The organism is Candidatus Pelagadaptatus aseana (assembly GCF_040362265.1).
GTDB lineage: Bacteria > Pseudomonadota > Gammaproteobacteria > Pseudomonadales > Cellvibrionaceae > Pelagadaptatus > Pelagadaptatus aseana.
This window is the reverse complement of the sequence record NZ_BAABNJ010000005.1, coordinates 54,202-75,922: the sequence shown is the minus strand read 5'-3', so window position 1 is coordinate 75,922 and position 21,721 is coordinate 54,202. Positions and strand designations below refer to the sequence as shown.

At 54.2% G+C, this 21,721-nt stretch carries 21 protein-coding genes; 9 read left to right on the top strand and 12 right to left on the bottom strand.

Going from position 1 to position 21,721, the window contains the following annotated elements; all coding sequences use genetic code 11:
• The first annotated feature begins 55 nt into the window (after positions 1–55).
• From ACPXV9_RS08935 to ACPXV9_RS08910, 6 genes are all read left to right on the top strand, one after another.
• A complete protein-coding gene (locus tag ACPXV9_RS08935; protein ID WP_423896108.1) occupies positions 56–310 on the top strand; it encodes a hypothetical protein in 255 nt (84 codons plus the stop codon).
• A gap of 134 nt (positions 311–444) precedes the next feature.
• A complete protein-coding gene (gene coaBC, locus ACPXV9_RS08930; RefSeq protein WP_423896107.1) occupies positions 445–1,641 on the top strand; it encodes a bifunctional phosphopantothenoylcysteine decarboxylase/phosphopantothenate--cysteine ligase CoaBC in 1,197 nt (398 codons plus the stop codon).
• Between the two features lie 57 nt (positions 1,642–1,698).
• Positions 1,699–4,095: a phosphomannomutase/phosphoglucomutase gene (locus ACPXV9_RS08925; RefSeq protein ID WP_423896106.1), complete on the top strand. Its 2,397-nt coding sequence runs from the start codon at positions 1,699–1,701 to the stop codon at positions 4,093–4,095.
• A gap of 64 nt (positions 4,096–4,159) precedes the next feature.
• Positions 4,160–5,056: an acetylglutamate kinase gene (gene argB, locus ACPXV9_RS08920; RefSeq protein ID WP_423896105.1), complete on the top strand. Its 897-nt coding sequence runs from the start codon at positions 4,160–4,162 to the stop codon at positions 5,054–5,056.
• 128 nt (positions 5,057–5,184) lie between these two features.
• Entirely contained in the window at positions 5,185–5,799 is a 615-nt protein-coding gene (gene slmA, locus ACPXV9_RS08915) for a nucleoid occlusion factor SlmA (RefSeq protein WP_423896104.1), read from the top strand.
• Between the two features lie 8 nt (positions 5,800–5,807).
• Positions 5,808–6,173: a response regulator gene (locus tag ACPXV9_RS08910; RefSeq protein WP_423896103.1), complete on the top strand. Its 366-nt coding sequence runs from the start codon at positions 5,808–5,810 to the stop codon at positions 6,171–6,173.
• 22 nt (positions 6,174–6,195) lie between these two features.
• On the opposite strand, the gene znuB is transcribed toward ACPXV9_RS08910, so the two are convergent.
• The 3 genes from znuB to ACPXV9_RS08895 are packed head-to-tail and all read right to left on the bottom strand — an operon-like array spanning position 6,196 to position 8,255.
• The gene (gene znuB / locus ACPXV9_RS08905; protein ID WP_423896102.1) at positions 6,196–6,981 is read right to left on the bottom strand and encodes a zinc ABC transporter permease subunit ZnuB; all 786 of its coding nucleotides are present in this window, start codon (positions 6,979–6,981) and stop codon (positions 6,196–6,198) included.
• Entirely contained in the window at positions 6,974–7,771 is a 798-nt protein-coding gene (znuC, locus tag ACPXV9_RS08900; RefSeq protein ID WP_423896101.1) for a zinc ABC transporter ATP-binding protein ZnuC, read from the bottom strand. The genes znuB and znuC overlap by 8 nt, the downstream gene beginning before the upstream one ends.
• Positions 7,758–8,255, bottom strand: coding sequence for a Fur family transcriptional regulator (locus tag ACPXV9_RS08895; RefSeq protein WP_423896100.1), 498 nt, complete (start codon positions 8,253–8,255; stop codon positions 7,758–7,760). The genes znuC and ACPXV9_RS08895 overlap by 14 nt, the downstream gene beginning before the upstream one ends.
• Positions 8,256–8,429: 174 nt before the next feature.
• On the opposite strand from ACPXV9_RS08895, the gene ACPXV9_RS08890 reads away from it, so the two are divergent.
• Complete coding sequence (locus tag ACPXV9_RS08890) at positions 8,430–9,284, top strand: metal ABC transporter solute-binding protein, Zn/Mn family (protein ID WP_423896099.1); 855 nt, start codon at positions 8,430–8,432, stop codon at positions 9,282–9,284.
• A gap of 10 nt (positions 9,285–9,294) precedes the next feature.
• On the opposite strand, the gene ACPXV9_RS08885 is transcribed toward ACPXV9_RS08890, so the two are convergent.
• From ACPXV9_RS08885 to ACPXV9_RS08875, 3 genes are all read right to left on the bottom strand, one after another.
• Positions 9,295–11,019 (bottom strand): diguanylate cyclase, encoded by a 1,725-nt coding sequence (locus ACPXV9_RS08885; RefSeq protein ID WP_423896098.1) that lies wholly within the window; start codon positions 11,017–11,019, stop codon positions 9,295–9,297.
• Between the two features lie 112 nt (positions 11,020–11,131).
• Positions 11,132–11,770, bottom strand: coding sequence for a thiol:disulfide interchange protein DsbA/DsbL (locus tag ACPXV9_RS08880; RefSeq protein ID WP_423896097.1), 639 nt, complete (start codon positions 11,768–11,770; stop codon positions 11,132–11,134).
• A 163-nt stretch (positions 11,771–11,933) separates the two neighbouring features.
• Complete coding sequence (locus ACPXV9_RS08875; protein ID WP_423896096.1) at positions 11,934–12,581, bottom strand: c-type cytochrome; 648 nt, start codon at positions 12,579–12,581, stop codon at positions 11,934–11,936.
• A 172-nt stretch (positions 12,582–12,753) separates the two neighbouring features.
• On the opposite strand from ACPXV9_RS08875, the gene yihA reads away from it, so the two are divergent.
• Positions 12,754–13,404 (top strand): ribosome biogenesis GTP-binding protein YihA/YsxC, encoded by a 651-nt coding sequence (yihA, locus tag ACPXV9_RS08870; protein WP_423896095.1) that lies wholly within the window; start codon positions 12,754–12,756, stop codon positions 13,402–13,404.
• Between the two features lie 217 nt (positions 13,405–13,621).
• Here yihA and ACPXV9_RS08865 read toward each other — a convergent pair whose 3' ends face one another.
• The gene (locus ACPXV9_RS08865) at positions 13,622–13,855 is read right to left on the bottom strand and encodes a hypothetical protein (RefSeq protein WP_423896094.1); all 234 of its coding nucleotides are present in this window, start codon (positions 13,853–13,855) and stop codon (positions 13,622–13,624) included.
• Between the two features lie 162 nt (positions 13,856–14,017).
• Here ACPXV9_RS08865 and polA point away from each other — a divergent pair, with 162 nt between their 5' ends.
• The gene (gene polA, locus ACPXV9_RS08860; RefSeq protein ID WP_423896093.1) at positions 14,018–16,747 is read left to right on the top strand and encodes a DNA polymerase I; all 2,730 of its coding nucleotides are present in this window, start codon (positions 14,018–14,020) and stop codon (positions 16,745–16,747) included.
• 98 nt (positions 16,748–16,845) lie between these two features.
• Here polA and ACPXV9_RS08855 read toward each other — a convergent pair whose 3' ends face one another.
• The 5 genes from ACPXV9_RS08855 to cyoE all read right to left on the bottom strand — a co-directional run bounded on the left by ACPXV9_RS08855 (position 16,846) and on the right by cyoE (position 21,718).
• Positions 16,846–18,564, bottom strand: coding sequence for a GNAT family N-acyltransferase (locus ACPXV9_RS08855; RefSeq protein WP_423896092.1), 1,719 nt, complete (start codon positions 18,562–18,564; stop codon positions 16,846–16,848).
• Between the two features lie 32 nt (positions 18,565–18,596).
• Positions 18,597–19,442, bottom strand: a complete 846-nt coding sequence (locus tag ACPXV9_RS08850) for a UDP-2,3-diacylglucosamine diphosphatase (protein ID WP_423896091.1) — start codon at positions 19,440–19,442, stop codon at positions 18,597–18,599.
• A 131-nt stretch (positions 19,443–19,573) separates the two neighbouring features.
• The gene (locus tag ACPXV9_RS08845) at positions 19,574–20,065 is read right to left on the bottom strand and encodes a SixA phosphatase family protein (RefSeq protein ID WP_423896090.1); all 492 of its coding nucleotides are present in this window, start codon (positions 20,063–20,065) and stop codon (positions 19,574–19,576) included.
• Between the two features lie 27 nt (positions 20,066–20,092).
• Positions 20,093–20,779, bottom strand: coding sequence for an SCO family protein (locus ACPXV9_RS08840; protein WP_423896523.1), 687 nt, complete (start codon positions 20,777–20,779; stop codon positions 20,093–20,095).
• A gap of 18 nt (positions 20,780–20,797) precedes the next feature.
• The gene (cyoE, locus tag ACPXV9_RS08835; RefSeq protein ID WP_423896089.1) at positions 20,798–21,718 is read right to left on the bottom strand and encodes a heme o synthase; all 921 of its coding nucleotides are present in this window, start codon (positions 21,716–21,718) and stop codon (positions 20,798–20,800) included.
• Positions 21,719–21,721: the final 3 nt, after the last annotated feature.

The following is a 21,721-nucleotide window of genomic DNA, read 5'->3' as shown; positions in this document are numbered from 1 at the left end:
TATGAATGGCATTCACGTTCTAGCATCCACATCACTGAAGTAAGGGGATGATCCAATGAATGAAAATGTTTTTGAACCCGACTTTGAGTTGTCCATTGAAGGCGACTCCTCATACCGCAACGGCAAGGTAACCTTCTATGCCGATACCCGGTCACCGCGCAGTAAAATGGACCGGCGCCAGTGTCGGGAGCGGCGCAAAGCCATTCGCTTCACTCCGGATCGCCGCAACAACCTTGATCGCCGTCAGCAAACCATGACATGGAATAATGGCTATCAATTCCAAAACCATCGTCTGACTCCCGACTTTTAGCGGTCACCACCACCCGATCATGACGCTACTCACTACCGGTGCATCCTGGCACCGGTGGCTGAAGCCATCTCCACCATTTATTGAAACCCGTCACAGTGGTATCTTAAGCGCCTTATCCAGTAAGCAGGTGCTGCATGAATTCCCTGACCAACAAGCAAATTCTCCTCGGTGTCACCGGCGGCATTGCCGCCTACAAGAGCGCCGAGCTGGTGCGACGTCTTCAGGATCTCGGAGCCAGTGTTCAGGTTGTCATGACCCCGGCTGCTCAGGAATTCATCACCCCGCTGACCATGCAGGCGCTGTCCGGCAACCCGGTCCACACCGAGCTGCTTAATCCAGAGGCCGAAGCCGGCATGGGTCACATCGAGCTGGCGCGCTGGGCCGACCTGATTCTGGTAGCACCGGCCACCGCAGACTTTATTGCCCGACTGGTTCAGGGCCAGGCCAATGATCTACTGACCACTCTGTGCTCTGCCACGGCTGCACCCATTTGTCTTGCACCCGCTATGAATCAGGGCATGTGGGCCAACCAGGCCAATCTCGATAACGTTGCCGTCTTGCAACAGCGCGGTGTCCGTTGCTTCGGCCCGGCCGAAGGCTCACAGGCCTGTGGTGACACAGGCCCCGGCCGCATGCTGGAACCCGATCAACTGGCACAACTGACCGCCGAACAATTTCAAACCGGGCTTCTCAGCGGCAAGAAAGTTACCATTACCGCAGGCCCAACCCGTGAGGCCATTGACCCGGTTCGCTACATCAGCAATCACAGCTCTGGCAAAATGGGCTATGCACTGGCGGAAGCCGCCCGGGATGCCGGCGCCGAAGTGACTCTGATCACCGGGCCCACAGCACTGGCAAAACCCCAGCGCTGTACTCTGGTGGCGGTTGAGAGTGCCGAGCAGATGTTCGCGGCCAGTCTTGAAGCCAGCCCCAGCAGCGATGTTTTTATTGCCTCGGCGGCAGTCGCCGACTACCGCCCCGCCAGCATCGCCGAACAGAAAATCAAGAAGACCGGCCAGGATGCCATGACCATTGAACTGGTTAAAAACCCGGATATTGTGACCGCCGTCGCCAATTCTGAAGACCGGCCATTTACTGTGGGCTTTGCCGCAGAAACCCGGGATGTTGTGGGCTATGCTAGAGACAAACTGCAACGCAAAAATCTGGATGTGGTCATCGCCAATGATGTATCGCGCTCCGACATCGGCTTCAACAGTGATGACAATGCCGTCACCCTGGTCTGGCCGGAGAGTGAAGAAGAACTGCAACTGCAAAGTAAAACCCAGCTGGCCCGGGAATTGATCACCCGGATTGCCAACGCCCTAAATTAACCCAAGGCCAAACCACGGATTGGCTGGATAATCACGAGACAGTAAGGAACTGCCCACGTGGGTGATAACAATAAGCACAATACCTTAACCCTGAGCCTGACCTCATTTACCCTCGCTGCCCTGGCTGCCACGCTCGTGGTGATCGGCCTCAGTGCCTTTATCCTCCATGGCATGTGGGTCAGTGATGTTACCCGGGAGCAAACCCGGCAACTGTCAAAAACCGAAGCTCAGCAAAGGGCCGCGGCCGTTGCCCTGTACCTGTCGGAGCAACAAAGCCATCTGAATCGTCTGGCCGAGCGGCCATCCATTGCCAAACTGGTGCAAGGCAGCTCCAGCAGTCTAATCGCCACCGTCAGTGCCAGCATGAAAGCGGCCTTCCCCAAGGCGGACTCGATGCGCCTGTTGTCTCTCGACCGGATCGAACGCATCAGCGGTGAACAGGGCGAATTCAGCTTTACCGAATTGGATATGATCAACCGCGCCGAACAAAGGCGAGGGGCTGTCGCGCCTGAACTGTTAAAAAAAGACGACTGGAAACTGCTCTTTATTGCCTCCGTCATCGATCAGGCACAACCCAAACCCGTTGGCACGCTACTGATGTCGCAGCCGGCCAGTGGCCTGTTTGAGACATTGGCAAAGATCAGACCCGAACAGGGCCAGACGCTGTTGCTGCGCCGCACCCGCACCGAACCCTTCGTCGTCTATCGAACACCACAAAGCTATCAGGGCGATTACATCGAAGTATCAGTGGAAAACAGTGAGTGGCTGATTCGTTTCACCCCGTCACCGGCATTGGTGGATGATGCCACAGCCAGTCCACTGTTATTGATTGTTATCCACCTGTTTGCAGCCTTGTTACTGTTGCCCAGCGTCTACTGGCTGATGGGCAAAGTGGATCCCGCCCGTAAAGCCCAACCACAAACATTGACAGCCGCCCCCGCCAAGGCCGCTCACAGTCTCCACGACACCCATGACCTGCTGGATGTGCAGGTCGCCGAAGAAGATTCTGATGTACTCGATCTGCAGGAAACTTCCGCCATTCAGGTCGACGAAATTGATTCCGAAGAAGAGGCCCGCAGCCAGGTACCCGAAAGTATTTTCAGAGCCTATGACATTCGCGGCCTTGCCAACGATCAGATCACACCGGATTTGGCCATGCGCATTGGTCAGGCCATCGCCAGTGAAGCCCTGAGTGCCGGAGAGAGTTGTCTGTACGTGGGTCGCGATGGCCGCGTCTCTAGCCCGGAGTTGAGCGAGGCACTGATACAGGGCGTGCTCTCTACCGGCTGTGACGTCATGGATCTGGGCACCATCCCGACACCCCTGATGTACTTTGCCACCTGTGAATTTCCCGAGAGCAACAGCGGCATCATGGTTACTGCCAGTCACAATCCTGCGGAATACAATGGCTTCAAAATGGTGATTGACGGCACCACCCTGGCCGACGATCAGGTTCTGCAAATCAAATCCCGGGTTGTTCGCGGCGATTACTATCAAGGCAGCGGTGAGCGCGTCGAAGCTTCGGTCATTCCGGAGTACATCGACCGCATCTTTTCCGATGTGGCCCTGGCCGGCGACGTCAAGCTGGTGATTGATGCCGCCAATGGCGTCACCGCCGGTGTCGCCCCGCAACTGTTTGAGGAGCTCGGCTGCGAGGTAGTGCCACTGTTTTGTGAACTCGACGGCACCTTCCCGAATCACAACCCCGATCCCACCCGGGAAGAAAATCTGCAGGCGCTGATTCAGGAAGTTCAAACCAGTGGCTCGGATCTGGGCGTGGCGTTTGATGGCGATGGCGATCGTCTGGTGGTCGTTACCCCAAGCGGCAAAATCATCTGGCCCGACCGTCTGCTGATGCTGTTCGCCAAAGACATTGTGTCGCGCAACCCCGGCGCGGATGTTCTCTACGATGTCAAGTGCACCCGCGAATTGACCAGCATTGTCAGCAGCTACGGGGGTCGACCAATCATGTGGAAAACCGGCCACTCCCATCTGAAGGCCAAGATGCAGGAAACCGGCGCTCTGGTGGGGGGTGAACTCTCCGGCCATATCTTTATCAAAGACCGCTGGTACGGTTTCGACGATGGCATGTATGCCACCGCCCGCCTGTTGGAAATCATGACCCTGCGCGATCAGGATATCGACTCCCTGTTCGACAGTTTCCCAACCCTGCCATCCACCCCGGAAATTCTGGTACCCGTGGCCGAAGAAGAGAAGTTCAAGATCATCAAAAATCTGATTGATCGCGGTGACTTTCAAAACGGCAAACCCGTCACCCTCGATGGCCTGCGGGTAGAATTTGCCAAGGGTTGGGGGTTGGTGCGAGCCTCCAATACCTCGGCGGCCCTGACCCTGCGCTTTGAAGCCGAAGACGAACAGGTGATTGGCCAGATGCAGATGCTGTTCAAGCGCGAACTCACCAAAGTCGCCCCGGATATCCAGCTGCCGTTTTAAACCCATTAGAGCCGGCGCCGCGAGGCGCCAACCCGATACACAGTCACAGATTTAAGGTTTACTCATGTCACTTAATCGCGATAGCGCCATCAACGTCGCCAACGTTCTCACCGAAGCCCTGCCCTACATTCAGCGCTTTACCGGTAAAACCATCGTCGTCAAATTTGGCGGTAACGCCATGATCGACGAGGACCTGCAAAACAGCTTCGCCCGCGATATCGTGTTGATGAAACTGGTTGGCATGAACCCGGTGGTGGTCCACGGTGGCGGGCCGCAGATTGGTCAACTGCTGGATAAACTCAGCATCAAGTCCGATTTTGTCAATGGCATGCGCGTCACCGACAGCGCCACCATGGACGTCGTGGAAATGGTGCTGGGGGCCACGGTCAACAAGCAGATCGTCAGCCTGATCAACCGCAACGGTGGCGCCGCCATCGGTGTTACCGGCAAAGACGGCAAGCTGATTCACGCCAAAAAGATGCAGGTCACCCATCAGACCCCGGATATGCAAGCACCAGAAATCATCGATATTGGTCATGTGGGAGAAGTCTCTGCCATCAACACCGATGTGATCGACATGCTCACCAACAGCAATTTCATCCCCGTGATCGCACCCATCGGGGTCGACAAAGACGGTGTGTCCTACAACATCAACGCCGATCTGGTGGCGGGTAAAATCGCCGAGGTACTGCAGGCTGAGAAACTGATGCTGCTGACCAATGTTGCCGGGCTGCAGGATAAAGAAGGCAGTGTGTTGACCGGCCTGAGCACCAAGCAGGTAGACGACCTGATTGCAGACGGCACCATCTATGGTGGCATGCTGCCAAAAATCGGTTGTGCACTGGATGCGGTGAAGAACGGTGTTACCAGCGCTCACATCATCGATGGCCGCGTCAACCACGCGGTATTGCTGGAGATCTTTACCGATGACGGCGTTGGCACCCTGATTACCAATCGCTAACAGCCCTGATACGTATTTACGGTTAGACAAAAGCAAATAACCGTAATACACCCCAAGTCATATTGATGCACCGGGGCGATGTCGCTAGGATTGCCACTTCGCCCCCAATTTGAGACGAGCGCTTAACCATGACCAAGACGAGCAACAAGGTATCCCGACGCCAGCAAATTCTTGAATCTCTGGCACACATGCTGGAGGAATCCCCGGGTGCCCGCATAACCACTGCCGCGCTGGCGAAACAGGTGGGCGTCTCAGAAGCGGCCTTGTATCGCCACTTTCCAAGCAAGTCGAAAATGTTCGAAGGGCTGATTGAATTTATTGAGGAAACTCTGTTTACCCGCATCAATATGATTGTCAGTGATGAGCCCTCAGCACTGTCACGCTGCAATAAAATTCTGTTCCTGTTACTGACCTTCACCGAACGCAACCCGGGCATTACCCGCATTCTGACCGGCGATGCGCTGACCGGCGAAACCGAGCGGTTACGTCAGCGTGTCGCTCAGGTATTCGACCGCCTCGAAACTCAAATCAAACAGATTTTGCGCGAAGCTGAAATCCGTGAGGGACTGCGCCCCAACCTGCCAATCACCGCCGCTGCCAGCCTGTTGATGGCCACCGCTGAAGGCCGTATAGCCCAGTTCGTGCGCAGCGAATTCAAACGTCCACCTACCGAGCACTGGGATGAGCAATGGCCCATACTGGTCCACGGTTTCTTTCGTGAAGCCTTGCAACCGGCCAACTAGGACACCCCATGTCCCAACACATTCTGGTTGTTGAAGACAATCCGGACAACAGCAAACTGGTGACCTGGATTCTGGAAGACGAGGATTATCTGGTGACCTGTTGCGAAACCGCCGAAGCCGGCCTCGAAGCCTTGCAGCGACAGGCCTTCGATGCGGTCCTGATGGACATCTCCCTGCCTGGTATGGATGGCAAGGAGGCCACACAGCACATCCGCCAACAGCCCCAGTGGCAAGCCCTGCCGATCATTGCGTTAACCGCCCACGCAGTCAAAGGGGAGCACGAAGCCATTTTGGCCAGTGGCGTCACCGATCTGATTACCAAACCTCTGGACGAAGAACTGCTGATCAGCCGCCTGGCTGAGCTGCTCAACTGAACCGGCAGCCATCCGGCTCGGATCAGATAGCGGGCTTGCGCAACAGACTCAAGATAAAAAAACTGCTGGCCGATAACACCGCTGAAGGCCCGGCCGGCGTATCGAACCAGTAGGACAAGGACAAGCCCCCCACAATCGCCAACATCCCCAGAATACTGGCCAGCACAGCCATCTGCTCAGGGGTTCTGACCAGGCGGCGGCTGGTAGCCGCCGGGATAATCAGTAACGCCGTAATCAGCAGCACCCCCACCACTTTCATGGCAATGGCAATCACCAGCGCCAGCATCAACATCAGTGCCGTGCGCACCCAGACCACTGGCACACCTTCAACCTGCGCCAGCTCTTCATGAATGGTGATTGACAGCAGCGGCCGCCACAACCAGACCAGCAGTGGCAGCACCACCGCCATGGTCCCAGCAATAACCCAGAGATCGGCGTGACTGGCCGCCAACAGATCACCGAACAGATAGGCATTGAGATCGATGTTACCGCGATTGAATAGGCTGACCACCACCAACCCCAGCGCCAGCATGGAGTGAGACAGGATACCCAGTAAGGTATCCGTGGCCAGACTCAGCTTTTGCTGCAGAGCAATCAGCAACAGTGCAATCATCAGGCAGCAGACCATCACCGCCAGATTGACGTTAACCGAGAGAATCAAACCCAGCGCAATGCCCGTCAGAGCAGAGTGTGCCAGTGTATCGCCAAAATAAGCCATGCGGCGCCACACAGCAAAAGAGCCCAGCGGCCCAGCCAATAATGCCACCCCACAACCGGCCAGTAACGCCGTCACCAGAAACTCAGGCATGGTCATGCCCCTCATGACCACCCCGGTGATCGCAATTGCCTTGCCCTTGCGGGCCATGATCGTGGGTGTGATCGTGGTGGTGGGTGTAGGCCACAACACCGGAATCCTGAGGCTGACCAAACAAGTCGAGATACGCCGGATTGCTGGTCACCGACTCGGGGTGACCGTGGCAGCAAACGTGACGATCGAGGCAGATGACCGTGTCGGTTTTGGCCATCACCAGGTGCAAGTCATGGGAAATCATAAAAATGCCGCAGCCGCGCTCATCGCGAATGCGACTGATCAGGTTGTACAGCTCGGTCTGCCCCACCACATCCACACCCTGAACCGGCTCATCCAGCACCAGTAATTCCGGCTCCTGCAGCAGTGCCCGTGCCAGCAACACCCGCTGGGTTTCACCACCGGAGAGGCGGTACATAGGCTGCTGCAGTAAATGTTCAATCCGGGTAAGCGCGGCACAACGGGCAACCGCGTCGCGATCGTGGGGGGTTAAGGTCAGAAAGCGATTCACTGTCAGAGGCAGACTTGGATCAATGTGCAGCCGTTGTGGCATATAGCCGATCTTCAGACCCGGCTGCCGCACAATTGAGCCCGATGTGGGTGACTGGATGCCCAGCAACAGCTTTACCAGAGTGGTCTTGCCCGCCCCATTGGGGCCAATCAGGGTGACAATTTCTCCTTGATGGATTTTTAATGAAACCCCATCGAGAATCTGTCTGTCGCTTTGGTACAGGCTCAGATCCGTGGTCTCAACCAGCACTTTGGTCTTTCCCGGGTCAGCCTGCCTCATGGTCAGTTTCCTCGCGACAGTTGGCACACAAGCCAATCAGTTCGATGGCCTGCCCGGTAATTTCAAAATCGTATGCCCGGGCGCTGCTGTGCAATGCACGATCAAGGCTATCGGTTTCAAATTCGATGGCGACATCACAGGCCCGGCAGATCAGAAAATTGTGGGCATGGGCACTGCCTGGATGACTGCAGCCCATGTAGGCATTGAGCACATTGATGCGGTGCACCAGCCCATGCTCCAGTAGAAAATCCAAGGCCCGGTAGACGGTGGGAGGCGCAATACGCCGGGTATCCTGTTCGGCCAGAATGTCCATGACCGCATAGGCACCGAGGGGTTTGTGACTTTGCCAGACGATTTTAAGTACCTGCTCACGCAGGGCAGTCAGGCGCGCGCCCTTTTCCTGACACAACTGTCTGGCGGTTTGCAGTGCCGTTTCGATGCATTGATTGTGATCGTGCTGCTGATTGGCCAAAGGCAGGCTCATAGTACTTGTCCGGTAAAACTTTTTATGGGGCGTTATGTTATTATATTACACGACTTAAAGATGCCTCTGTGCTAACTCCCACTCCTGATTCTGCTCGCTTTAATCATGCCCTTTCGCAAAATGCCCATACCATCACGCCTCCGCAGGGGGGCCAAGTCCCTTATCGTCACCCTTATGATCTGGCTGAGCTCGCCAGTGTGGGCCAGTGACATTCAGGTCATTACCAGCAACCGACCGCTGGCACTGCTGACCCAGTCGATACTCGGAGATCAGGGGCATGCGCAAAGCCTGTTGAAGCCCGGCCAATCGCCACATGATTTCGCCCTGAGTTTTACCGACCGGCAACAGCTGGAGGAGAGTCAGTTTGTGGTGTGGATCGGCGCCGACATTGAGCCCTACCTGCAGCGCATCCTGCATAGTTTGAAGGCCGGTCAACTGCGTCTCGACCAGTTATTTGAACTGGATGAGCACGATGGCAATCACCACGACCACGGTCATGATCATCATCACGGTCACAGCGACACCGAAGGCGATTTTCACCTGTGGTTAAGTCCCCGACACGCCATGACCATCAGTAAAGCCATTGCCTCTGAACTGGCACAACAGTTCCCACAACAGGCTCGACAATTTGCTCAGAACCAGCAACGGCTGGCGCAGGAAATCACCCTGGCAGACCGGCAAACCCGCGAGTTACTCAGCAGTGCCGGCCGTGCGCCTTATGGCATCGTCCACAATGCCTACAGCCATTTTATTGAGCACTATCAGCTGCCCTCACCACAATTGATCAGCCAATCGACCGAGCAACCGCCCGGGGTTCGTCGGCTGCTCGAGCTGCGCCAGCAGTTACCCGCCCAAAGCTGCCTGCTGGTTGAACCGGAGCACGCCAATGGCTGGCCGCAACAGCTGGCTCAAAGAGAAAATTATCGTCTGGTGCAGGTGGACACACTCGCCACCCGTAAAGATTACAGCCACTACAAAGACTGGCTGACGGCTCTGGGTCAGGACTTTCGCAACTGCCTGACCCCATAAGTCTGCGCTGTTATTCCGCGATCAAACAGCGGTTGCGCCCCTGTTGCTTGGCAACATAAAGCTGCTTGTCGGCCCGCTCAAACACAGCTTCAACCGTATCACCCTGACGGAACTGCGACAGGCCAATGGACAGAGTGATCGTCACCGGGTCCTGATGAAAGCGAAACGGCATGGCGGCAATGGCCTGACGAATCTTGTCCAGCGCCTCGTGGGCATTTTGCTCGTCGGTTTCGGGCAACAACAGGACAAACTCCTCGCCACCGTAGCGACCGATAAAGTCCACTTCGCGCAAGCGTTTGGCTATGGCTTTACCCAGCACCTGCAACACCTTATCCCCGGCCTGATGGCCATAGTTGTCGTTGATCCGCTTAAAATGATCGATGTCGGTGACGGCCAATGTCAAAGGCCGCCCATAGCGTTGCCAACGATTAAATTCGTAGTGGGCCCGCTCGACATAGGCTTCGCGATTGGGCAACCCGGTCAGCGAATCGGTTACGGCCCGGATGCGTTGCTCCTCCAGATCCTGCTTGGCCTGACTGGCCTCCTGCTCAATGGCATTGATCTGCCGCACCAATTCCGTCAACTGCTCACTGATGGGCGTTGACGCCTTGCCAATCCCTTCAGAGCGCTGCTTGACGGCTTGCTGCAGGGTTTCGAGATGCTGGTCCACATGTTGGCGCAGCGCGTCAAGGCTCGAGGCTGAAGTTGCCACCGTCGACAGCGAGGCGATATTGCTGGTGACCTGTGTCGCAAAGACCTCCTCGGTCTGCCGCTGGTCCTGATAATCTTCCAGCGCCACGCCCAGTGCCGACATGATGTTTTTCAAACTGGCGTCCACCGTCTCCAGATATTGGCGGTGCTCTTCATCGGCGGCCAGATAAGCCTGCATCACCAGATCGCGAATATCCTCCAGTACCGGCACCAGATCGGCCAATTGCAAGCCCCGCTCCAATCGCTGGCGAACCGCGACGGCTTTCTGCAGTACACACTCAGCCGGAGGATCCAGCTGTTTCAAAAGGTCATCGAGAATGGGGAAAATGGCTTTAGGCACACCCTCGGCGGCCAGTTCACGGCTCTGAAAGGAGGCCGTTTCCGCCGCCGCCTGCTGTACCAATTCAGAAGCTCGGCCCACCTCCTCACGGGTTTGTAACTGGCCTTCCAGCGCCTCGCCACTCTCCGCTTCGGCGTCACTCGCCAGATTGGGAAGGTCTTCCTCCTCGGGGTCAGGCTCTGCAGCAACTGCGGCCTCGGTGAATTCGGCGGTAGTGCCAAAACCCGCCAGTACCTGATGTTGCAGCTCCGCCAGATCTTCCAGCAGCTCCGCCAGATTACCGGCCTGAGCAGCCGCTTTATTGACCTCCTTGGTCTTGTACTTCAACTCTTCGCGCAGATCACCCGGGGGGGCTGCTTCGCGCAGGGAAATCAACATATTCTGTAACGCCGCACAGGACATTTCCTGACTTCTGGTACGCTGCTCATCGGTCACCAGCAGCTGCTCCTCCAGTGGTTTCAGCAGTGGTTCAAGATCCTTGCTGCCCTGCTGCCGCAGACGATCACGCAAACCGGACAGATGGTTATCCAAGGTCTGATCATAGCCCTCGGCGGCCAGACTGACCCTGAGAATGGCCTTTTCCAATAAGGCAATATGATCCTGATACTGGCGTTGCTCCGCTTCCTGTTCGTCGAGTAAATCCAGATATTTATCACGCCAGTGGGCGGCATCCTTGGTGGTCATAACAGCAGAGTCTCGATAGGGTGAATAGAGAGTATAGCCAGTGAAAAACCTTGCCACAGATACAACAAAGCCCGCAACTGGCGGGCTTTGTGGAAATCAAAGTGGGTTGAGCTTAGCCGCGCTCGTCGCGCTCTTTCTGAATCAGATAGTCGGCCACTTTCAGCATCTCTGACTGACCGCCCGCCATACGGGCGCTGACGCGGTACTTGCCATTGATCACAACTTCCGGGGTACCGGAAATCTTATAGCTGCGGGCACGGGCATCCGCCTGCTTGACCTGACTGGTGACACCAAACGATTTGTAGGCCTTGAGGAAGGTTTCCTCCGCAACACCGTGAGAGGCAAAAAAGCTCGCCAATTCTTGCTCTGTGGCCAGACTCTTGCGCTCCACATTCAGTGCAGTAAACAGTGGCTGATGTACTTTATCGAGTACCTTCAACGCCTGAGCCACATAAAAAGCCCGGGCGTGAACCTGCATGGTCTTATTCCACATGGCAGGTGACTGCCGGAAAACCACATCATCAGCCAGTTTGGCAGACCATTGGTGCAACATCGGCTCAAAGCGGAAACAGTGGCCACAGCCGTACCAGAACACTTCGGTGACTTCGATTTTATTGGGATCAATGGTACGAACCGGCTGCTCGAGCTCGGCATAGTGTACGCCGGCCTTATAAGCGGGGCTGGAACCGGTGCCTTCGGCACAAGCGGCCAGAGAAAAAATCAAAGCAAAGACTGCGGCAATTACGCGCATAGAGGATTCTCCTAATCGTTATTCATCCAGTGCTATAGGTAGAGCATTCTAGCTGCACCGGTGGTGACATTTATAGACCTTTCAGCCCCTCAAAGTTCCCTTTGAGGAAACTGGAGGCACAAAAAAAGCGGCATCACTGCCGCTTTTTTTGCTGGGATGCAACTCAGTTCAAACCAGCAATGTAGTTGGCCAGAGCGGCAATGTCTGCATCGCTCAGGTTAGCCGCTACAGAGCGCATGACTCGAGTGTCGCCGTCGTTAACGCGGTTACCGGCACGGAAGTCTTTCAGCTGCTTCTCAATGTAAGCCGCGTGCTGACCACTCAGGCGCGGGTAGCCAGCTGGGTCATTGCCCAAACCTTTAGGAGAGTGACAACCGGTACAGGCAGGCACGCCAACTTCGGCGTTACCACCACGGTAGAGTTTCTCGCCCAGCGCCAGAGCGTCTACTTTGGCACCGGAGTTAACCTGCACTTCCATCTCTTTGGAACCGGACAGCTGAGTCGTCTTGCTGTTGAAGAAAGCCGCAATGTCAGCCAGATCCTGCTCGGACATGTTATCGAGCATACCGGTCATTTCTGGGATTTGGCGATTGCCGTTTTTAACATCCAGCATTTGCTTGGTCAGGTACTTCTCACCCAGGCCCGCCAGCTTTGGAAAGCTGGGCGCGGCGCTGTTGCCGTCGGCGCCGTGACAGGCTGCACACATAACAGCTTTGCCCTCACCCGCAGCAGCATCACCGGCAGCCAGAGTACCCTCAGCCACCATAGCCAAGCTCATCATCATCAGTACAGGTTTGAAAACATTTTTCATCGGAACATCCGTCACTCTAATAAGGTAATTTCTTGAAATTTGTATCTTCAATCACCGTCAAAATCGATCCCTAACAGCGGATTCGTTACAATGGCGGCAATTTCTTAAGCCCAAAAACGCGCTTATTATATACAAACCATTTGAAATCTCACTATTTCCGCAGGGTTATCTCTTGAACAATATCAATTATCGCCAGGCTTTTTACACTTTAAGCGCCCCATCGATCCGCCAATGCCCTGCCGACAGCGGTGCCGAGGTGGCGTTTGCCGGCCGCTCTAACGCCGGGAAAAGCAGTGCCATCAACACCCTGACCAACAATTCCAAACTGGCCCGGACCAGTAAAACCCCCGGGCGCACCCAGCTGATCAACTTCTTTGAACTGTCCGAACAGCAGCGCCTGGTTGACCTGCCGGGCTATGGCTTTGCCAAGGTCCCCTTGAAGATGAAGCAGGAGTGGGAGCGCAACCTCACCGAATACCTGCACGATCGCCAGTGCCTCAAGGGCATGGTGCTGATGATGGATTGCCGTCATCCCATGCAGGAACTGGACGTGATGATGCTCAATTGGGCCATCGAGGCCGAGAGACCGGTGCACATTCTGCTGACCAAGTCCGACAAGCTGAAAAAAGGCCCGGCCCAGTCGACCCTGCTGGCTGTGCGCAAGCACCTCAAGGACGCAGAAGTGGACGATCTGGTGACCGCGCAGTTGTTCTCATCTCTGAAAAAGCAGGGAGTTGAAACCCTGATGCAGGTATTAAACGGCTGGCTTGCGGTGGATATCGAAGCGTCTGACAATGAAGAAATGGAACCCCAGAAAAAATAAAACCCCCAGATCAAGCGATCTGAGGGTTGGCGTTGCTTTTGGGGGAAAGCGCCATGGCCAAGTGGCCACCAAGTAATTAAAGAGAGCAAGACACCATGAAATGTCTTGTTACCTATGACCGGGGGTATTTGGGGAAGTTCAAAAAAAGTGAGAATTATTTAAAAATAATTTTGAGAGAACCGGCTTAACCTGCCTGAAGCCGCTCCTATCCTTTCAACTATCTGCCACCCTGCAAGGTGTCGCTCACGGCATCCATGCCTTCGGCGACATATTCTTTGACTGCACTGCCATTCTGCGAGACGCCGCTCACGGCATCCATGCCTTCCGCGGCATACATTACGTCCCTGTAAATAAAAACCCCCGACTCTTTCGAATCGGGGGTTGGCAATGCTTTTAGTGAAAGCGCCATGGCCAAATGGCCATCAAGTTTTAAAGGAGAGCAAGACACCATGAAAATATCTTGAACCTTAGGACTGGCGGTTTTCCCTAAAGTTCAAAATCTTTTGCATATTTTTCACTTTTCTCTTGACCGGTCTTGCCACTGCCCTTCCCAGCACCGGCTGCCTGTACGACAATAGCGCCCTCACAAAAGCATCAATAAATGGAATACATCATGTCGCAAGCCCCACTGGTACTGGTCGATGGCTCATCCTATCTGTACCGCGCCTACCATGCCCTGCCCCCCCTGACCAACTCCAAAGGCCAGCCCACCGGCGCCGTTAAAGGAGTGATCAATATGCTGCGGCGCATGGACAAGGACTACCCCGGCAGCGATGTGGTGGTTATTTTTGATGCCAAAGGCAAAACCTTCCGCGACGATATCTACCCGGAATACAAAGCCCAGCGCCCGCCCATGCCAGATGATCTGCGCAGTCAGATCCAGCCGATTCACGATATCATTCGCGCCATGGGACTGCCCCTGCTGATCATCGATGGTGTGGAAGCCGATGATGTGATTGGCACCCTGGCCCATCAGGCCACTGAACAGGGCATCGACGTGGTGGTCTCCACCGGCGATAAGGACATGGCGCAACTGGTCACCGACCACGTAACTCTGGTGAATACCATGACCGACACCAAGATGGACATCGCCGGGGTAGAGGCCAAGTTTGGCATCCCGCCGTCGCTGATCATCGATTTTCTGGCACTGATGGGTGACAAGGTGGATAACATTCCCGGAGTACCGGGCGTTGGCGAGAAAACCGCGCTGGCCATGCTGCAGGGCGCAGGCGGTCTGGAAAGTATTTACAGCGATCTGGAAGCCATTCGCCAACTGGACTTTCGCGGCGCCAAAAAGATGCCAGAGAAACTGGCAGAACATCGCGACTCCGCCTTTCTTTCCTACGAGCTGGCGACCATCAAAACCGATGTCGAGCTGGAACAGGGCCCGGCGGATCTGAAGCAAAGCCCCAGCAACCCCGAGCAGCTATTGGCGCTGTTCAAGGACATGGAATTTAAAACCTGGGTGCGCGAGCTGGCCGAAGGCGGTAACGACGAATCCGGTCAAGAAGGCGACACAGCGCCAGCCGCCGAAATTGCTACCGAATACGAAACTATCCTCACCCAGGCCGATCTGGATCGCTGGGTCGATGTTTTGAAAAACGCCGAACTGTTTGCCTTTGATACCGAAACCACCAGTCTCGACTACATGGAGGCCCGCATTGTCGGCGTCTCTTTCTGTGCCGAGGCGGGCAAGGCCGCCTATGTCCCGTTTGGTCACGACTATATGGGCGCCCCGGAGCAACTGCCTGAAGCAGAGGTATGGGCCGCGTTGACCCCGCTGCTGGAAAGCGACGAGCACAAAAAGGTTGGCCAGAACCTCAAATACGATCGCAGTGTCCTGGCTAACCACGGCATCCAACTGCGCGGCATCGCCTATGACACCATGCTGGAATCCTATGTACTGGACAGCTCCGGCCGCCACGACATGGACACTCTGGCCGAGAAATACCTGGGCGTTAAAACCATTCACTTTGAAGACATCGCGGGCAAGGGCGCCAAGCAACTCAGCTTCAACCAAATCAAACTGGAAGACGCCGGCCCCTACGCCGCCGAAGACGCTGACATTACCCTGCGCCTGCACCAGACCTTATGGCCTCAGTTGCAAGACGAAGAGACTCTTGAGCAGGTATTTGAAACCATAGAACTGCCTCTGCTGAGCCTGCTGTCGGATATCGAGCGCACCGGCGCCCTGCTCGACAGCAATCTGCTGGGTCAGCACAGCATCGAACTGGGTGAACGCCTTACCGAAATTGAGCGCGAGGCCTATGAACTGGCGGGCGAAGAGTTTAATCTCGGCTCCCCCAAGCAATTGGGCGCCATTCTGTTTGAAAAGCTGGAATTACCAGTGATCAAGAAGACCCCCAAGGGGGCACCGTCTACGGCTGAAGAGGTGCTGCAAGAACTGGCGCTGGATTACGACCTGCCACGTCTGCTGATCGAACACCGCGGCCTGTCGAAACTCAAGTCCACCTACACCGACAAGCTGCCGAAGATGGTCAAACCTGCCACCGGGCGGGTACACACGTCTTACCATCAGGCGGTCACGGCCACCGGCCGGCTGTCCTCTTCCGATCCCAACTTACAGAACATTCCCATCCGCAACGATGAAGGTCGCCGCATTCGCAAGGCCTTTGTCGCGCAACCGGGTCACAAGATTGTGGCGGCGGACTACTCCCAGATTGAACTGCGAATTATGGCGCACCTGTCGGGTGACGAGAGCCTGCAAAACGCCTTTGCCACCGGCCAGGATATTCACCGGGCTACGGCCGCGGAAATCTTTGACGAAGATCTGGAAAACGTCACCGCCGAGCAACGCCGTAACGCCAAGGCCGTTAACTTTGGGCTGATCTACGGCATGTCCGCCTTTGGTCTGGCCAAGCAGCTGAATGTCGGCCGCTATCAGGCCCAGGACTACATCGACCTCTATTTCGCCCGCTACCCCGGAGTACAGGCCTATATGGACAATACGCGCACAGCGGCCGCCGAGCAGGGTTATGTGGAAACCCTGAAAGGTCGACGCCTGTACCTGCCGGAGATCAATTCCCGCAATGGCATGCGGCGTCAGGCCGCCGAGCGCACCGCCATCAATGCGCCCATGCAGGGTACTGCCGCCGACATCATCAAGCTGGCCATGATCAATGTCGATCAGTGGCTGCGCGATGAAGAATTACAGGCCCGCGTGATTATGCAGGTGCACGATGAGCTGGTACTGGAAGTGCCCGAAGCGGAAATGGCAACCGTTACCGCTGGTTTGAAAGAAAAAATGGAAGCGGCTATGACACTGGATGTGCCCTTGGTAGTCGATGTTGGCATTGGCGATAACTGGGATGAAGCGCATTGATTCTCTGCCCCTGTCATCTCGAACGTACGTGAGAGATCCCTCTCTACGATAGGGATGGCATTATTATGGGTTCCCGCATGCGCGGGAACGACGTTGGTTTATTTACCCAGGTAACGCTTGCGCTTTTTCGGCTTCAAATACTCGATATCCACCAACACCAGACCGTCAATACAATCGGCAAAATCCGGGTCAACATTAAAGTCGGCAAACTGTACTCCGCCGGCTTCGCAGATTTCGGTGTACTGTTTGTAAAGCGTGGGCACCTTGACGTCCAAGGCCGTCAGCTCCGATTTCAGGCGCGTGAATTCTGCGCTGTAGTCTTCGCCTCTGAAACGTTCCAATACTTGTGGTGCAACCGCAAACGGTTGTCTGGCCACAGCGAATGGCGGCTGACTCGGAAAATGTGCTCGATAAAATGCCACCAATGTTTGTTTGGCCAGATCAGGGTAACTGTTGCTGATGCTTACCGGACCGAACAAATAGCGCATCTGCGGGTACTTATTCAGGTAAGCGCCAATGCCATACCAGAGATAATCCAGACTGCGTTTGCCCCAGTACTTGGGCTGCACAAAACTCCGCCCTAACTCGACGCCCTGCTTAAAGGTATCGGATTTTATATTGGTGTAATGGAATAACGTCTGTGAATACAACGGGCAATCATCCTTGCGCATATCCCCCTGTTGCAACGCCTCAGCGGCACGAACCAGACGATAGGCACCGACGATTTCCAGATCGTCGTCATCCCATAAAATGATGTGGTCGTAATAACTGTCGTAGGCATCGATATCGCGACGCAAACCACTGCCCTCACCCACGGCACGAAAACTGATTTCGCGCAGCCGTCCAACTTCGCGCATCACCACCGAATCACCACTGTAGTTGAACAGATAGATCTGTTTGCCGTCACCGGTTTCACCCAAGCGTTCGCAAGCGCGCAACTCCTGACGTAACTCAACCCGGGATTCCGGGTGGGCAATGGTTCGCGCATTGACTTCGAAAAACGGCTCAACTTTGTTCTTGCCAAGTTTGTAGACATGGCGTTTAAACAACTTGGTCACCGATTTTTTCTTGAGTGGCAACCCAGTATAAACTTCATAGGGAATCGCCGGGCCAATGCGAATCGGAATCGAGGATTTGACCTGCTTGAACATCTCATTGATCAACAGCAGAGTCGATAACGGCTTGGCCAGCAGCGACACACTGTAAAAGAAAACGGAGTTTCGACCATCAATAAAAACCGGCAGAATCGGCGCCTTGGCTTTTTTAGCAAACTTAATAAAGCCATTGTGCCACTTGCCGTCTTTAACGCCCGTGGGTCCCACGCGAGATACTTCACCGGCGGGGAAAATAATCATGGCGCCGCCACACTGCAGATGTCGATCAATGGCCCTGATATTGTCCTTGGCCGTGCGATTACCCATGTTATCGACGGGCAGTAACACATTCTCCAGCGGAGGCAATGACATCAGCAGTTCATTGGCCACCGCTTTCACATCGCGACGCACCTCGCTGACCATTTTCAGCAGCGCCAAACCATCCAGACTGCCGATGGGGTGATTGGAGATAATGACTACTGGCCCTTCCGCCGGAATGCACTCGCGTTCTCTATCACTGACCGAGTACTGGAAATCAAAGTGATCAAGTACCTGATCAATAAAATCAAACCCTTTCAGGTGCGGGTATTTTTCTTCAAAGGATTTGAATTCCGATTCGTGAAACAGAAAGCGCAAAAAGGCCACAACCATTTTGCGAATAAAAGCGTATTTGCTCACCGCAGGTGGCAACTGTTCGGATACAACATTTTCAACGGAGATCATAGGGTTTCTCTCTTGCGACCTGAGGCATTTATTCAGGCATAGTTTCGAGCCGCCAAAGGTGCCTCATCAGCCGGTGCTACAATTTCCACACCGTTATTCTCGCTTTGGTTTTTAATGGACACTTTCTTCACCGATTTCTGTAGATCGCTCCAGTGAATGATCTCCAGATGACCGGTTTCGTCTTCCACCATCGCGGTGCAACTTTCAATCCAATCGCCATCGTTACAATAGAGGATGCCATCAATCACTCGAATTTCGGCCTGATGAATATGGCCACACACCACGCCATCGAGATTGCGGCGTTTGGCTTCATGGGCGGCGGCAATCTCAAAAATTTCTATGGCTTCGCGGGCATTCTTCACCGAGTTTTTCAAATAACAGGCCAGCGAAAAATAGGAAAAACCAAAACGGCGGCGGAAAAAATTACCCCAGCGATTGACAAACAACAGCAGGTCGTAGGCCAAGTCGCCAACGATCTTGGTGTACTTACCAAAGCGTATTTGTGAATCCAGAATATCGCCGTGGAATAGCAACAGTTTTTTATCCTGCGCCGTGATATGAATAAAATCTTCATGCACTTCCACAGGACCGATCATATGCTCAATATAATCGCGCATGGGTTCATCGTGATTACCGGGAATATAAATTATCCGGGTTCCCTTTTTTGCCATTTTAAAAATGGCCTTTAACACTTCGTAATGACTGGAAGGCCACATAAAGCGTTTTTTCATCGACCACATATCAACGATATCACCGAGTAAATAGAGCGTGTCGCACTCGATGGATTTTAAAAAGCTCAACAGGTATTCGGCCTTGCAGTCTTTAAAACCCAGATGGATATCGGACAAAAACACCGTGCGGTAATGGGTGCGTTTCATAGTGTCGCGTCTTGATTGCTATGTCATGGGGAGCAACTTATGGCACTGCCATGAACAGTGTGTGACACAATCGCGATACTTTTATGACACTAGCACGAGGCCAGCAAAAGGGTCTGAAAGGAAAGTAAGAATTACTTGAATTGCTTGGGCTTGATAAAGTGAAGACACTCTGACGACTTGGGTTTCAACTGCTGCCATTTTTTTGCGCTGGACTGTAATTGCAGATAACCGCAGGTGGGAAGATTGTACAGGCACTCGCCCGTTAACAGATTGTGCAAATCCGTTAACGCAGGATTATGTCCCACAACCACCACCTCATCGATATCATTGTCTATGTCACGCAGCCAAGCCAGCACTTCTCCGCAGTCAAAGGTGTAGAGGCGTTCATCAATTTGCCAGGACACGGGTGTATCGAGGTGATCGGCAAGCAACTCCATGGTTTGCTCGGCACGACGTGCCGGGCTGACAAAGGTGTGGGTAAATTTGCATCCGACCTGGGCGATATACGGCGCCATGATCTCGCAGTCTTTTATCCCCCGTTGTTTTAGCGGTCGTTCCATATCGGTTAACTGGTAATCATCCCAACTGGATTTACCGTGGCGAATTAAATGGATGGTTTTCATACCTCAAACCCCGTCAGCTTTTTAAGCTTACTCAAAAGTGGTCACCAGTGACTGCAGTGTCAGTTTGATTCTGCCGTTATCCAGTGGTGCTTTGATAAAGCCGTGATAATGACCTCTGGGATTAACCAACGCAATATTGCCGCTGTGATCGACACTGTAATCCATGGGATCGTCTCCGGTTCGGACTTTAACAAACGCCATATTCAATTGATTTGCCAGACGCTTGATCTCCAGAAATTCACCTGTTAACCCAATAAACTCCGGATCAAAATACGGCATATACAACGCCAGTTTGTCTACCGTATCGCGCGCCGGATCAACACTCACCATAATCACCTGAACCTGATCGCGAATGTCTTGATCCAACTGATCTTTGACCTGCTTGAGTTGCGCCATGGTGGTTGGGCAAATATCCGGGCAGCTGGCAAAGCCAAAAAACATCAAGCTCCATTTGGCCTGCAGCTGTTGCAGGTTAAATACCTCACCCTTGTGATCCAGCAAATTAAAATCCTTGATGATGCGCGGCTTGTCAAAAACAAACGTACCATTGGCTCGCAACTCTAATGGACTGAGAATTCTGGGTGTGGTGATTTTATTGATAAAGCCCACCATCACCAGAGAGATAAAAACCAAAATCACCCCAATGGTAATGGCAATACCGCGCTTCTGGCTGGGGGATTTTACCGCTGCCGGGATGTCTGCCTCTGAAACCATATCACTCACCACCGACTCCTAAATCGCCGCAAGAGGGCTGATTGGCAACAGGTAGTGATCGAGCAACATAATCACAAACAAAGCCATCAGATAAATAATGGAATATTTAAAGGTCTCTATCCCCGCATTCTTTTGCTCGGTAAACAGCAACACACCGGCCCAGTAGAGAAACCCAAGGCCCAACACCACAGCCCCGAGCAGGTACAACCAGTTCATCATGCCAGTGGCAAAGGGCAGCAGGCTGACTGCGAATAAAATAATGGTGTAGAGAAAAATATGAATCTTGGTGTAACGCTCACCATGGGTTACCGGCAACATCGGAATCTCGGCGTTGGCGTAGTCTTCTTTGCGATGCACCGCCAGAGCCCAAAAATGCGGTGGCGTCCAGGCAAACACAATCAATACCAGCAGCAGACCATAACCGTGAATTTCACCGGTTACTGCGGTCCAGCCCAACAGTGGCGGCGCGGCACCGGCAATGCCACCAATCACGATATTCTGAGGTGTGGCACGTTTTAAAAACAACGTGTAAATCACGGCGTACCCCAACAGTGACGCCATGGTTAACCAGGCTGTCACAGGGTTGATAAACGCTAACAGAATCGCCATGCCAGCCACACCCAGTACCAGGGAAAAGGCCAGCGCCTTAAGCGGCTCAATGCGACCCGTGGCAACCGGCCGGTTGAGTGTGCGCTTCATCTTCAAATCGATCTGGCGATCCACCAGATGATTGATCACCGCCGCCGAACCTGCACACAGGGCAATCCCCAGATTACCAAGGATCATCACCTCCAGCGGCACCAGACCCGGAGAGGCCAGCAACATCCCTACCATCGACGTCAGAATCATCAGCGCCACCACCGTGGGTTTGCACAACTCCAGATAATCCCGCCAGGACGCCTGATCCACTGCGCCTGTTACCATTGCCTGTTTAGTCATCGC

What these genes read in the sequence shown, in the direction of transcription:
- ACPXV9_RS08935 (WP_423896108.1), top strand. Translation starts at nt 56, where the DNA reads ATGAATGAAAATGTTTTTGAACCCGACTTTGAGTTGTCCATTGAAGGC.
- coaBC (WP_423896107.1), top strand. Translation starts at nt 445, where the DNA reads ATGAATTCCCTGACCAACAAGCAAATTCTCCTCGGTGTCACCGGCGGC.
- argB (WP_423896105.1), top strand. Translation starts at nt 4,160, where the DNA reads ATGTCACTTAATCGCGATAGCGCCATCAACGTCGCCAACGTTCTCACC.
- slmA (WP_423896104.1), top strand. Translation starts at nt 5,185, where the DNA reads ATGACCAAGACGAGCAACAAGGTATCCCGACGCCAGCAAATTCTTGAA.
- ACPXV9_RS08910 (WP_423896103.1), top strand. Translation starts at nt 5,808, where the DNA reads ATGTCCCAACACATTCTGGTTGTTGAAGACAATCCGGACAACAGCAAA.
- znuB (WP_423896102.1), bottom strand. Translation starts at nt 6,981, where the DNA reads ATGCCTGAGTTTCTGGTGACGGCGTTACTGGCCGGTTGTGGGGTGGCA.
- znuC (WP_423896101.1), bottom strand. Translation starts at nt 7,771, where the DNA reads ATGAGGCAGGCTGACCCGGGAAAGACCAAAGTGCTGGTTGAGACCACG.
- ACPXV9_RS08895 (WP_423896100.1), bottom strand. Translation starts at nt 8,255, where the DNA reads ATGAGCCTGCCTTTGGCCAATCAGCAGCACGATCACAATCAATGCATC.
- ACPXV9_RS08890 (WP_423896099.1), top strand. Translation starts at nt 8,430, where the DNA reads ATGATCTGGCTGAGCTCGCCAGTGTGGGCCAGTGACATTCAGGTCATT.
- ACPXV9_RS08885 (WP_423896098.1), bottom strand. Translation starts at nt 11,019, where the DNA reads ATGACCACCAAGGATGCCGCCCACTGGCGTGATAAATATCTGGATTTA.
- ACPXV9_RS08880 (WP_423896097.1), bottom strand. Translation starts at nt 11,770, where the DNA reads ATGCGCGTAATTGCCGCAGTCTTTGCTTTGATTTTTTCTCTGGCCGCT.
- ACPXV9_RS08875 (WP_423896096.1), bottom strand. Translation starts at nt 12,581, where the DNA reads ATGAAAAATGTTTTCAAACCTGTACTGATGATGATGAGCTTGGCTATG.
- ACPXV9_RS08865 (WP_423896094.1), bottom strand. Translation starts at nt 13,855, where the DNA reads ATGGTGTCTTGCTCTCCTTTAAAACTTGATGGCCATTTGGCCATGGCG.
- polA (WP_423896093.1), top strand. Translation starts at nt 14,018, where the DNA reads ATGTCGCAAGCCCCACTGGTACTGGTCGATGGCTCATCCTATCTGTAC.
- ACPXV9_RS08855 (WP_423896092.1), bottom strand. Translation starts at nt 18,564, where the DNA reads ATGATCTCCGTTGAAAATGTTGTATCCGAACAGTTGCCACCTGCGGTG.
- ACPXV9_RS08850 (WP_423896091.1), bottom strand. Translation starts at nt 19,442, where the DNA reads ATGAAACGCACCCATTACCGCACGGTGTTTTTGTCCGATATCCATCTG.
- ACPXV9_RS08845 (WP_423896090.1), bottom strand. Translation starts at nt 20,065, where the DNA reads ATGAAAACCATCCATTTAATTCGCCACGGTAAATCCAGTTGGGATGAT.
- ACPXV9_RS08840 (WP_423896523.1), bottom strand. Translation starts at nt 20,779, where the DNA reads ATGGTTTCAGAGGCAGACATCCCGGCAGCGGTAAAATCCCCCAGCCAG.
- cyoE (WP_423896089.1), bottom strand. Translation starts at nt 21,718, where the DNA reads ATGACTAAACAGGCAATGGTAACAGGCGCAGTGGATCAGGCGTCCTGG.